General features: G+C 69.2%; 7 protein-coding genes. 6 read left to right on the top strand and 1 reads right to left on the bottom strand.

The features are described 5' to 3' along the window. Positions 1–31: 31 nt before the first annotated feature. Entirely contained in the window at positions 32–1,114 is a 1,083-nt protein-coding gene (locus STROP_RS13595) for a carboxymuconolactone decarboxylase family protein (protein WP_012013928.1), read from the top strand. On the opposite strand, the gene STROP_RS13590 is transcribed toward STROP_RS13595, so the two are convergent. After that, positions 1,038–2,102, bottom strand: a complete 1,065-nt coding sequence (locus STROP_RS13590) for an NAD-dependent epimerase/dehydratase family protein (RefSeq protein WP_012013927.1) — start codon at positions 2,100–2,102, stop codon at positions 1,038–1,040. The two genes, STROP_RS13595 and STROP_RS13590, sit on opposite strands and share 77 nt — an antisense overlap. Positions 2,103–2,390: 288 nt before the next feature. Between STROP_RS13590 and STROP_RS13585 the strand changes: the two genes are divergently transcribed. The 5 genes from STROP_RS13585 to STROP_RS13565 all read left to right on the top strand — a co-directional run bounded on the left by STROP_RS13585 (position 2,391) and on the right by STROP_RS13565 (position 13,280). Then, entirely contained in the window at positions 2,391–3,368 is a 978-nt protein-coding gene (locus STROP_RS13585) for a DUF1702 family protein (RefSeq protein WP_012013926.1), read from the top strand. Between the two features lie 182 nt (positions 3,369–3,550). Continuing rightward, the gene (locus STROP_RS13580) at positions 3,551–4,549 is read left to right on the top strand and encodes a DUF1702 family protein (RefSeq protein WP_012013925.1); all 999 of its coding nucleotides are present in this window, start codon (positions 3,551–3,553) and stop codon (positions 4,547–4,549) included. A 3-nt stretch (positions 4,550–4,552) separates the two neighbouring features. After that, complete coding sequence (locus tag STROP_RS13575) at positions 4,553–6,520, top strand: CRTAC1 family protein (RefSeq protein ID WP_012013924.1); 1,968 nt, start codon at positions 4,553–4,555, stop codon at positions 6,518–6,520. 5 nt (positions 6,521–6,525) lie between these two features. Then, positions 6,526–7,512, top strand: a complete 987-nt coding sequence (locus STROP_RS13570) for a hypothetical protein (RefSeq protein ID WP_012013923.1) — start codon at positions 6,526–6,528, stop codon at positions 7,510–7,512. Beyond that, on the top strand, positions 7,509–13,280 hold the full coding sequence (locus STROP_RS13565; RefSeq protein WP_012013922.1) for a type I polyketide synthase: 5,772 nt from the start codon (positions 7,509–7,511) through the stop codon (positions 13,278–13,280). Before STROP_RS13570 ends, STROP_RS13565 begins: the two co-directional genes overlap by 4 nt. Positions 13,281–13,283: the final 3 nt, after the last annotated feature.

Below are 13,283 nucleotides of genomic sequence, written 5' to 3'. Positions count from 1 at the left end.
CCGTTAGCGGCGACCAGAACGAGGAGGACACGTGGTCAACAGGTTCGCCCGGGCTGCCGTCCGCCGCTCACTGGGGCGAGTGCGGTACGTCCGCCCGGTTCCCCGGGGGTCGGCGCCACCGGCCGTGCGGCGGGTATACGACCCACTGGAGCGGGAGTTCGGCGTGTTGGCGCCCCCGGTGGCACTGCACGCCCCGCAGCCGCAGGTGCTGGCCGTGGCCTGGGTGCTCCTTCGGGAGACACTGGTGGCCCGCGGTCATGCCACGCGGGCCACCCGGGAGGCGGTCGCGGCGGCGGTCTCCCTCGGCAACGCTTGCCCGTACTGCGTCGACGTGCACACGTCCACACTGTATGGGCTGGTCCAGGGGCCGGATGCCGCTGCGGTCGCCGCCGGTCGGGTCGACGTCGTCACCGACCCCGACATCCGCACGCTCGTGCGGTGGGCGCGGGGACCGGTGGTGGTAGGTCCGCCGCCATTCCCGGCTGCGGTGGCCCCCGAGCTGCTGGGCGTGGCGGTGACCTTCCACTATCTGAACCGGATGGTGAACGTCTTCCTCGACGATTCGCCGGTGCCGCCGGCTGTGCCGGGTCGGTTGCGCGGCGGGACCCGTCGACTACTTGGCGCGATGCTGCGCCCGGCTGCCTCCCGTTCGGTCCAGCCCGGTGCTGCCCTGGCCCTGCTCCCGGCCGCGCCGCTTCCGTCGGATCTCGATTGGGCGCTTGGCCGCCCGACCATCGCCGCGGCGTTCGCACGGGCCTCGGCGGTGGTGGACGAGCTGGCCGATGCCGCTGTGCCGGCGGTCGTTCGGGAGCTGGTGGGGGAGCGGATCGCGGCCTGGGACGGAACCCCTCCGGGAATCAGCCGTGCCTGGGCCGCAGATGCCGTCGCCGGGCTGGCGCCGGCCCACCGACCCACGGCCCGGCTGGCACTACTTACCGCGATGGCGTCGCACCAGGTTGACGACGCCGTGGTCCACGACCACGGCCATCGGGCTCCGGGCGATGCCGACCTCCTTACGGTGACCGCCTGGGCCAGCCTCACCGCGGCCCGTCGACTGGGTGCTCGAATGGCGCGGGACGTGGGGCGGCCAGTCGACCAGCCTGGCGCGGGGTGATGTGATCGGTCGCGGCAAGCCAGGCCACCGTGTCGGCGACAGTCCGCTCGAACGGTACCGTCGGGCCGTCCAGCAGTTGGTCGGTGAGGGTGGTATCCACCGGGCGGGCTACCGCGCAGGTGTAGATCGCCCCGTATTCGGCGGGCAGGTGGACGGGGGTGACCCGCTGCACCAGCCCGGTTAGCGCGCCGACCGGGAGCATCGCGGTTGCTGGCAGGCGAATCGCTGGCAGCGCCCGTCCGGTCACCCGGCGGAGCACCCTCAGGTACTCCTGCGTGTCCACGTAGCGACCCGGGCCCAGGTAACGGCGCGGCCCCCGCCCCGGCTCCAGTACCGCCGCGTGCAGCCTGGCCACGTCGCGCACGTCGCCGACCGGGAATCCGCCTCGTGGCCAGATTGGCATCAGCCCGCGCAGGGCGTTGCGTAGGCGGGTGGTCTGGTCGCCTAGGTACGCATCGTGCGGCCCGAGCGCCGCCAGTGGGTACGTCACGACGACCGGCGCGCCCTCGGCCTGGTATCGGCGGGCCACCCGGTCGGCCTGCGCCTTACTGTCCAGGTACGTCTCCCGCGGCGTTCCCACCTCGGCGTCGGGGGTGACCGGCGTCTGGCGGGCCGGCAGCAGGGCGCCGAAGCTCGACACCTGTACCACCGGGTCGAGTCCGGCGGTGACGGCTGCCCCGAGCACGACTTCGGTGCCGCGGACGTTGACCGCCCGCATCCGCGGGTGGTCGCGGGTGTCGAAGCTATATACCGAGGCGGCATGCAGGACCGAGGTGCATCCGTGGACGGCGGCGGCGACCGTGTCCGGATCGGTCACGTCTCCCGCCACCACATCGATGGATGCCGACTCGATCCCGAGTGGCCGCAACGTCGCCGGGACTCGCGCCGGGTCGCGGACCAGGAGGCGTACCCGGTGTCCGGCGGTGAGCAGCGCCACTACCGAGTGTGCTCCAACGAAACCCGTGCCACCGGTCACCAACACCGTCATCGGGACCTCCTCCTCCGGTGTGTGGTCTGTTTCGGCGATTATCGACTGCTGGATGGCACGGGTGTTCTCGCAACGTGCGGCCTCGGGCAATCCTCCATAAGTGAGGATCGGCTGCTGGGTGCTGCGCAATCTGAAATATCCACACCGGCGACAGGAGCCCGCATCCTTGGGTGAGTAGATCACTACATACCGTCGCCGATGGTGGTCGGTGCTTCACGCCCGTATCCCACCCGGTGACCCTCCAATGAGGCGGCCCGAGCCGCCCACCATCGAATCTGGGGAGGATCCATGGCATCCGTGGTGGGCTCGGTGCGTCGGTTGCTGCTGGCACCGGAACTGGCTGACGTCTCCTTCCGTCGGCGGGGCTTTCCGGCGACGCCATCGGCCACCACCGAGCGGTTGGAAGCGGTGCCGCGGGCAGTGATCTGCGGCTTTGAGTGGGGCCTCGACACCCGGGACCAGTGGGAGCTTGAGCGTCGCGTGGAGCTGGTGGAGGAGGAGCTGCGGGGCTTCGCGTACGAAGGGGCCACGATGGCCTGCACGGTGTTGGACGCCCTGCCCGGCCGCTCGGGCCGCACCCGCGCACTCCTGCTCGGGCCCGGACAGCCGCATCTCTTCCTCGCGTACATCGGCATCGGCTTCGCGATGGCCCGGCTCCCACGACCGCTGTGGCGCGGCGTCCTGCCGGACCTGGATGGCATTGTGTACCACCCGACGATGAGCTGGCTCGCCGTCGATGGATACGGATTCGACCGGGCCTACTTCGACACCGTCCGCGTCGTAGACCGGCAGGAGCGACTCGCGGCGTACCCCTGGCAGGGGGCGGCGGAGTACTTTCCTCGTGCGGTGGATCAGGGGATCGGCCGCGCACTGTGGTTCATCCACGGTGGTCGTGTCCCGAACGTGGCGGCGGCGGTCGGTCGATTCGCCGCCGAACGGCAACCGGACCTCTGGAGTGGCGTCGGGCTAGCGGCCACGTTTGCCGGTGGCTGCGACGCGGGGCCGTTGCATCGTGCTGCCGGAGGGCACGCGTCGGACCTCGCTCAGGGTGCGGTGTTCGCGGCGAAAGCTCGATCCTGGTCCGGCTGTGTCCCGGAGCACACCCGGACGGCGCTGGTCGGGCTGACCGGGCTGACTGTGGAGGCGGCCGTAGGGCTCGCCGACGAGGTCGCCGTGACGGGCCCCATCGATGGGCAGGTGCCGCCGTACGAGATGTGGCGCAACCGGGTGCGCGCGCGATTCCTCGCGACGTCGGCGCGCAGTTGAGTCCGCGGCCAGTCCGCCGCAATCGCGGCCACCGCAATCGCATGCCGTCCTACCGCTGACGGATATCGATGCTGCCCGCTGTCGTCGCGCTTGCTGAGCTTCTTTTGGCAATTCGCACAGTCGAAGAAGACACGATGCTCCGACCGCTGGCAACATTTTAGTCACAGTCGTTAGAGGGCGAAATGCGTCCTCAGTTGGGGGAGGTCGTGACCAGTGCATGGCGTATCCTGAGACGTCGAATTCTCACACCCGACGTGTCCACCACGAAGATCGAGGTGCGCGGGTTTGCTGCCAAGGACGCGGCGGCGCAGGAATTGCTCGAGACGATCGGAAGTACATTTCTCGTTGGCTATTCCTACGCTGCTGAGACGCCTGAGTCAGACAAACTTTCGCAGCGTCTTGACCAGATTCCGACGCGATTTTGTGGGTTCGCGTACGAGGGCGCGGCGATGGCGCTGGCGGTGCTCGACGCCTTACCCGGCCCGGGCCGCCACGTCGGGCGGTTTCTCGCCGGCCCTGGCGATCCACACGCCTACATGGCGTATGTAGGAATCGGGTGGGCAATGGCCCGGCTACCGCGGTTTCGGTGGCGGACGCTGACGGTCCCAGACCCACTGCTGCGCTGGCTTGTGCTCGACGGCTACGGCTTCCATCAGGCGTACTTCGCCACTAACCGGTATGTGCACGGTCAGTATCGGGAGGCCGCACTCGGATGGCCGCCCGGTGACACGCACCGGGGGTACGCCGGCCGGGCCATCGACCAGGGCATCGGTCGGGCGCTCTGGTTCGTCTGCGGAACCGACGCGGAGCGGGTCGCCGAGACCATTGAGAGCTTCGCGCCCGGCCGTAGGGCAGATCTCTACAGCGGTGCCAGCCTGGCGGCCACCTACGCCGGCGGGGCGGACGGAGAGGAGCTGCGGGCGTTCTGGGTGCGTGCTGATGAACACCGCGCGCACGTCTTCCAGGGCAGCGTCTTCGCCGCGTCGGCCCGGGTCCGGGCGGGACTCGTGGTCCCGCACAACGAAGTGGCCACCCGAGCGCTGTGCGGTATGAGCGTGGCCGAGGCCGCCGACCTGGCCTACCTGCGCCGGCCATCCGGCGAGGTGCAGGGCGGACCACCCGCATACGAGGTGTGGCGGCAGGCCGTGGCGAACGAGTTCGTCGCAATCGGAAGGAATTAACGGATGTCTAGATCTGTGGGATGGTTGCGCCGTCAGCTGGCCGGGGTGCTGGCTCTTGTACTAATGGCGGGCCTGTTCCTCGCGTCTCAGCTGCCGTCGGCCTCGGCCAGCGAGCGGGAAGAACTGGCGGACCGATATCGGTTCACCCCAACGACGATCTCGCTGCCGGGCGGGTTTCCGCAGCAGGCCATCCGTCGGGTCAACCAGGACTACAGCAAGATCGACGCTTGGATCTCCTCGGTCGGTTCCGCGATCGCCATGAACGATCTCGACGGTGACGGCCTCGCCAACGACCTCTGCGTCACTGACCCCCGTACCGACCAGGTGAGCATTACTCCGGTGCCCGGCCAGGGCGGGGACCGGTACGCCCCGTTCGCACTGCGCCCCGACCCGCTGCCGATGACGAAACCAATGGCACCGATGGGCTGCGCTCCCGGGGACTTCAACGAGGACGGCCGGATGGACCTGCTGGTCTACCTGTGGGGCCGCACACCGATTCTCTACCTGGCCAAGGACGGACTCACCGGGCTCTCCGCCGCCTCGTACCAGCCGACCGAGCTGGTGCCCGGAAACTCCGCCCGGTACGAGGGGCCGCTGTGGAACACCAACGCGGTCGCGGTGGACGACTTCGACGGCGACGGCCACGTGGACATCTTCGTCGGCAACTACTTCCCGCACAGTGCCGTCCTCGACGACACGGTGAGCGGCGGGGTGGAGATGAACGACTCGATGTCCCACGGCGTCAACGGTGGTGAGGACTACTTCTTCCGGTTTACCGGCGGCACCGCCGGCCCGACCCCAACCGCCACCTTCGAGCAGGTGGGCGACGTCCTGCCGGCCGAGGTATCCAAAGGCTGGGCCTTGGCGGCCGGCGCCAACGACCTTGACGGCGACCACCTACCGGAGCTGTACGTCGCGCACGACTTCGGCCCAGATCGGCTGCTGCACAACCGTTCCACCCCGGGTGAGATCAAGTTTGGGCTGGTGGAGAGCGCGGTAGGTCGTGCCCTGGTGCCCAAGTCCAAGCGAATCGGTCTGGACTCGTTCAAGGGCATGGGCGTCGACTTCGGCGATCTTGACCGGGACGGCCGGTACGACTTGTTCGTCAGTAACATCACGACCTCTTTCGGCATTGAGGAAAGCCACTTCGCCTTCATCGACGGCGCCAAGGACAACGCCGATCTACGCCGGCAGTTCACCGAGGGCCGTGCGCCGTACGAAGACCGCAGTGCGCCGCTCGGCCTCGCCTGGTCGGGCTGGGGCTGGGACGCCAAGCTGGCCGACTTCGACAACGGCGGTGAGCTGGTCGTTGCTCAGGCCACCGGCTTCGTCAAGGGCGACGTGAACCGTTGGCCCCAACTGCAGGAGCTGGCCACCGCCAACGACGAGTTGCTGCGTCACCCGCTGTGGTGGCCAAACGTCAACGCTGGAGACGACATCGGTGGCAGTCAGCGCCTGCACTTCTTCGTCAAGGGTGACGATGGGCGCTACGTCAACGTCGCCGGTGAGTTGGGCCTCGACATCCCGGTACCTACCCGGGGCATCGCCACCGGTGACGCTGACGGCGACGGCCGGCTGGACTTCGCGGTGGCCCGGCAGTGGGACGAGCCGGTCTTCTACCACAACCAGAGCCCGTCACCCGGTCAGTTCCTGGGACTCCGGCTGGTCCACGACGGACAGACCGAAGCGTCGGGTGCCGGGACGGCGGCACCGGGATCTCCGGTGGTGGGTGCTCAGGTGCGGGTGACCACCGCGGAGGGGCAGACCTTTGTCACCCGCGTTGACGGCGGCAGTGGTCACTCGGGCAAGCGCAGCCATGAGGCGCACATCGGGCTTGGCCGGGATGTCACCGGACCGGTTCGGGTGGACCTGAGGTGGCGCGACCGCACCGGGCAGGTCCGGCAGCAGGAACTTGAGTTGACCCCGGGCTGGCACACGCTCCGGCTCGGCACCCAGGCCCAGGAGAGGTGAGCGACATGACCGCGACCCCGACCGCTGCGCCTCGCCATGATCCAAAGGTGATCAAGGCGCTGCGAAACTTCGCGATCTCGATCACGGTGTTCAATATCTTTGGCTACACCGTGTTGGGCTTCGAGCAGCCCTGGCTGTGGCCATTCGCTGCCCTCGCCACCGGCTACACACTGGAGATCGTCCTCGAGACGGTGGGCGCCCGGGTGGAGGGCCGCGCACCGCGCTATCGCGGCAACGGGCTGCGCGGGCTGATCCAGTTTCTCTACCCGGCGCACATCACCAGCCTCGCGGTGAACATGCTGATCTACGTCAACGATCAGATTCTGGTGCTGATGTTTGGGGTAGCCGTCGCGATCGGTGCCAAATGGGTTCTACGGGCCCCCTTCAAGGGTCGGCTGCGGCACTACATGAATCCATCGAACCTTGGCATTGCCGTGATCCTGTTGTTCTTTCCATGGGCCAGCATCGCTCCGCCATACCACTTCACCGAGCACATCACCGGCGTCTGGGACTGGTTCGTGCCGGCGATCATCGTCGTTGGCGGCACCATGATCAACGGAAAGCTGACCGGCCGCATGTGGCTCATCCTGGGCTGGTTGTCCTTCTTCGTTCTCCAGGCCGTCGTCCGCGGCATCCTGCTGGATGTCTCGATCCCCGGTGCGCTCGCCATGATGACCGGCACCGCCTTCGTCCTGTTCACCAACTACATGGTCACCGACCCGGGGACCAGCCCGTCCCCGCCCGCAGCGCAGTTTGCCTTCGGCGCCGGTGTCGCCATCGTGTACGGCTTCCTGACTGGCGCTGGCCTCGCATACGGGATCTTCTTCGCCACCGCCCTTGTTTGCCTTGCCCGCGGCGGCTTCCACTGGGCGCTGCACTTCGTCAACCAGGCCCGTGAGCGTCGTGAGTCCCTGGCCGCCTCGTCCCGCGCCCACGCGTCGACCGTCCCCGCCCCCGTCCCCGACTCAGGCAAGGAGGTTGTGCCGGCATGAGCAGGATCGCCATCGTCGGGATGGCCAACCGCTACCCTGACGCCACCTCCCCCGGCGAGCTGTGGGAGAACGCCGTTTCCGGTCGTCGTGCCTTCCGTCGTCTCCCGGACGTCCGAATGCGGCTGGAGGACTACTGGGATCCAGACCCATCCACACCCGACAGTTTCTATGCGCGTAACGCCGCCGTCATCGAGGGGTACGAGTTCGACCGGATCGCCTACAAGATCGCTGGCAGCACCTACCGGTCCACGGACCTCACCCACTGGCTGGCTCTTGACGTCGCGGCCATGGCCCTGGCCGACGCCGGCTTCCCCATGGCCGAGGGGCTGCCCCGCGAACGCACGTGCGTGGTGGTCGGCAACAGCCTCACCGGCGAGTTCTCCCGGGCCAACCAGATGCGGTTGCGATGGCCGTACGTGCGGCGGATGGTCACCGCCGCACTCAAGGATCAGAACTGGGACGATGACCAACTGGCCACCTTTCTCGCCGACTTTGAGCTCCGATACAAGGCACCGTTCCCGGGCATCGACGAGGACACCCTGGCCGGCGGTCTCTCCAACACCATCGCCGGCCGGATCTGCAACCACTTCGACCTCAAGGGTGGCGGCTACACCGTGGACGGCGCCTGCTCGTCGTCGCTGCTTTCGGTGGCTACCGCAGGCAAGACGCTGCTCGACGGCGAGGTCGACGTGGCGGTGGCTGGCGGGGTCGATCTCTCGATCGACCCCTTCGAGATCATCGGCTTTGCGAAGACCGGCGCCCTCGCCCGCACCGAGATGCGCGTCTACGACCGCAATTCCAACGGCTTCTGGCCCGGTGAGGGCTGCGGAATGGTCGTGCTGATGCGGGAGCGGGATGCCCTGGCGGCCGGACACCGTGTCTACGCCACGATCGCGGGCTGGGGGATCTCCTCCGACGGTAAGGGCGGCATCACCCGTCCGGAGGTCAACGGCTATCAGCTCGCGCTCCGCCGCGCGTACGATCGGGCCGGGTTCGGGATTGACAGCGTCAGCCTCTTCGAAGGGCACGGCACCGGCACCGCGGTCGGCGACGCCACTGAGCTCAAGGCCCTCTCGACGGCTCGCCGGGCAGCCGACCCCCGTGCTCCGAAGGCCGCGATCAGCTCCGTGAAGGGCATGATCGGGCACACCAAGGCGGCGGCCGGCGTCGCTGGTCTCATCAAAGCCGCGATGGCGGTGCACCACGAGTTGCTCCCACCGGCGATCGGCTGCGTCGACCCGCACGAACTGCTCACCGCCGACGACGCGGCGCTGCGGGCGCTGCGACGGGCCGAGCCGTGGCCGGAGGACACTCCGGTGCGCGCCGGCATCACCGCGATGGGATTCGGTGGCATCAACACCCACGTGGTCCTGGACAAGCGAGAGCCGAAACGGCGCACCAGGATGGACAGCCGTACCCGGAACCTGAGCCGTTCGGTGCAGGACGTGGAGCTGCTCGCCGTCGACGCCGACTCGGCCGGGCTGCTGCGTGACCGGGTACAGCAGGTGCTGGACTTCGTCCCCGAGGTCGCGTACGCCCAACTCGGCGATCTGGCCGCCACCCTGCATCGCGAGTTGCAGGACCGGCCGTACCGGGCGGCGGTCGTGGCCACCTCGCCGGAGGACGCTGAGCGTCAGCTGCGACGCGTTCTGGGTGCCCTGGAGGCGGGGGAGAGCCGCCTGCTGACCGCTGACGGACGGGCCTTCTGCGGCCATGTGGTTGAGGAAGGCCGCATCGGCTTTCTCTTCCCCGGCCAGGGCTCCGGCCGTGGCACCAGCGGCGGTGCCCTACGCCGAAGGTTCGGCCGGGCTGAGGACGTGTATGAGCGGGCTGCCCTGCCGACCAACGGCGACATGGTGGCCACCGCGGTCGCCCAGCCCCGCATCGTCACCGGCTCCATGGCCGGCCTGCGGGTCCTGTCCGACCTGGGGATCGAGGCGCACGTTGCTGTCGGGCACAGCCTGGGTGAACTGTCTGCCCTGCACTGGGCGGGTGCGATGGACGGCGACACACTGCTTCGTGTTGCTGGCGTACGTGGTCGCACCATGGCCGAGCACAGCGCCTCCGGCACCATGGCCAGCCTTGCTGCCTCCCCGGACACGGTGGCGGGTGTGCTGGCTAGCCATGATGTGGTTGTCGCCGGGTTTAACGGCCCACAGCAGACGGTGATCGCCGGGACGGTGGACGCGGTCGAGGCGGTGAGTCGGGCGGCGAAGGACGCCGGCATTGCCGCCACCCGGCTCTCCGTGTCGCACGCGTTTCATTCACCGCTGGTGGCACCCGCCGCCGCGGCGTTCGGTGCGCGATTGAGTGATGAGCACTTCGGACCGGTACGTGAGCCGGTGGTCTCCACCGTGACCGGCGAGGTGCTCGGCCCGGACACCGACATACCGGCGTTGCTGCACCGACAGATCACCGACCCGGTACTCTTCGCGCAGGCCGTCGCCCTGGCCGCGAAGGACATCGATGTCTTCGTCGAGGTCGGCCCAGGTCAGGTGCTCAGTGGACTGGCTGCGGCGGTGACCGACGTGCCGGCGGTGGCGCTGGACACCGATGACGAGTCGCTGACTGGCCTCCTGCGGGTGGTGGCAGCCGCGTACGTCACCGGTGCGGCTGAGGTCCATCCAGGCCTGTTCTACGGCCGACTGATTCGACCGGTACAGCTTGGGCAGTCGTTCAACTTCTTCGCCAGCCCCTGTGAGGCCGCCCCCACCGATGACATCCGCGTTGTCCCGGCCGCGGCGGGCGTCGCCACCGAGACCACCGCCCCGACCAGGGGCCGTGGTGAGTCCGGCCTGACGCTGCTGCGCCGGCTGGCGGCTGAGCGTGCAGAGCTGCCCCTGGACATGGTTCGGGACGACAGCCGGCTCCTCGATGACCTGCACCTCAGCTCGATCACTGTCGGTCAGGTGGTCAACCAGGCCGCCCAGCAGCTCGGCATCGGCGCTGCCGAGACCCCGACCAACTTCGCCACCGCCACGCTTCGGGAACTCGCGGACGCCTTCGACGAGCTGCATCGTACGGCCCATCCAGCCGACGCCGAGCAGACACCAGCGGTCACCGGTGCCGCGCCCTGGTCTCGGCCGTTCCGGCTGGACCTCGACCCGGTTCCGAAGCCGTCGCGCGGGCCGGCCGAGGACAACGGTCACTGGCGGGTGTACGCGCAAGCCGGCGACCCGCTGGCCGAGGAACTACGGCGGGCCCTGGAACACGGTGGGGTCGGCTCCGGCGTGTTGGTCTGCCTGCCTACCGACTGCCGTGAGGAGCACCTGGACCTCGCGCTCCAAGGCGCCCAGGCTGTTCTGAGCGGCCAGCTTGGCGACCGCTTCGTCGTTGTTGACCGCGGGCATGGCGCGGCCGGCCTGGCGAAGACGCTCCGGTTGGAGGCCGCACAGCTTCGGGTGACCATCGTTCACACACCGGACCAGCAGACGGCCGCCGAGCGGGTACTGGCCGAGGTCGCCGCCACCGAGGACTTCGCCGAGGTTCACCATGACGGGCGGGGAGGTCGGTTCGTGCCAACCCTGCGGGCCCTGCCGGTGCAGGCGACACGGCCCGTGTCGCCGCTGAACGCCGGCGATGTGCTGCTGGTCACTGGTGGTGGCAAGGGCATCACCGCGGAGTGTGCCATCGTCGTGGCCCGCGACACCGGGGCGCGGCTGGCCGTGCTGGGCCGTTCAGATCCGGCCGTCGACGAGGAGCTGGCGGCAAACCTGCGCCGGATGACCGAGCAGGGCCTGACCGTGTACTACGTCCGTGCCGACGTCACCGACGCCGGGCAGGTTCGGGCGGCGGTGGCCGAGGCTACCGCCGCTCTCGGCCCGGTCGTCGGCGTGCTGCACGGCGCCGGCCGCAACGAGCCAGTCGCGCTCCCCAACCTCGACCGGGAGGCGATCCGGCGGACGTTCGCGCCGAAGATCGACGGCCTACGGGCGGTGCTGGACGCGGTCGATCCGGACCGGCTGAAGGCACTCGTCACGTTCGGCAGCATCATCGGCCGCAGCGGCCTGCGCGGCGAGGCGCACTACGCGATGGCCAACGACTGGCTGGCAGATCTCACCACTGAGTTCGCCCGCCGTCACCCGGCGTGCCGCACCCTCTGCCTGGAGTGGTCCGTCTGGTCCGGGGCCGGGATGGGGGAGCGACTGTCGGTGGTCGAGGCCCTCCAACGCGACGGTGTCACACCGATCACCCTCGATCAGGGCGTGGAGATCATGCGCCGACTGCTGGTGGACGCGGAGGCACCCCCGGTCGTGGTCGTCAGCGGCCGCACCCAGGGCATCGACACGATCCGGCACCACCTGCCCGAGCTGCCGCTGCTGCGCTTCGTTGACCGACTGCTGGTTCACTACGCGGGTGTGGAGCTGGTCTCCGAGACCACCCTTAGTCCCGATACGGACCGCTACCTTCCCGATCACCTGCTCGACGGCAACCTGCTCTTCCCGGCTGTGTTTGGCATGGAAGCGATGGCCCAGGTCGCGGTGGCGCTGACCGGCCACCAGTCGGCCCCGTCGATCGAGCAAGCGGAGTTCGTCCGGCCGATCGTGGTACCACCTGAGGGCAGCACCACCATCCGGGTGGCCGCAGTGGTGACCGACGACGACACGGTGCAGGTGAGTATCCGTAGCGCGGAGACCTCTTTCGCCGCCGATCACTTCCGGGCCTGCCTGCGCTTCACCGGTAAGCCGGCGCCGGACGGTCCACCCGAACCGGTCGGGCGAGGGCTACCGGATGTCCCGCTGGCGCCAGACAAGGACCTGTATGGCGATGTCCTGTTCCAGGGACGACGGTTCCAGCGGCTGCGCCGCTATCACCGGGCGGCTGCCCGGGAGGTTGACGCGGACCTGGCGGTGCTTCCTGACACCGACTGGTTCGCCGACTTCCTGCCGGCGGAGCTGATCCTCGGCGACCCCGGGACGCGGGACGCGTTGATGCACGGCAACCAGGTGTGTGTTCCGCACGCCACCCTGCTACCCGCCGGCATCGAACGGGTTCATCCCGGTCCGGCGGTGGCCCGGATGGCTGCGGGGGAGGTGCGCTACTGCGCCCGGGAACGCAGCCGCGACGGTGACACGTATGTCTATGACATCGCTGTCCGGGACGCCGACGGCCGGCTTCTGGAGCGATGGGACGGGTTGCGGTTGCAGGCCGTCCGTAAGCGCAGTGACCGACGCTGGGCCGCGCCGCTGCTCGGCCCGTACCTGGAGCGGGAGTTCGGTGATCTCCTGGGCGTTGCGGTCGCGATGGCGGTCGAGCCCGACGCTCCTGGTGATGGGGGCGCTGGGGTAGCCGGACGGGGCCGCACCGCCCGTGCCGCCGGTCGGGCTCTCGGCCGAGCAGTTGATGTGCGGTACCGGCCCGACGGGCGTCCCGAGGTCGACGAGGACCGGCAGGTGTCCGCGGCACACGGTTCCGGACTCACGTTCTGTGTGGCCGGCCCGGGTCCACTCGGCTGCGACGTGGAGGCGGTGGCGGTCCGACCGGGCTCCGAGTGGGATGGGCTGCTCGGCCCGAACCGAAGCCTGGCCGACGTGATCGCTGAGGAAGCCGGTGAGGAGTTGGCGGTCGCGGCGACTCGGGTCTGGACGGCGGCCGAGTGCCTCCAGAAGGCGGGGCTGCCGCAGCGTTCGCCGCTGGCGCTGCTCTCCGCTGGCGACGGACTGGTGCTGCTCGCCTCCGGAGACCTGCGCATCGCCACCACGCCGGCGATCTTGCGTGATCAGGCCGCACCGGTGGTCTTCGCGGTGCTGACTGGGAAGGACGGGTAACGC

Origin of the sequence: Salinispora tropica CNB-440 (assembly GCF_000016425.1) — a bacterium.
Classification (GTDB): Bacteria; Actinomycetota; Actinomycetes; order Mycobacteriales; family Micromonosporaceae; genus Micromonospora; species Micromonospora tropica.
This window is presented reverse-complemented; position numbering and strand designations above follow the sequence as displayed.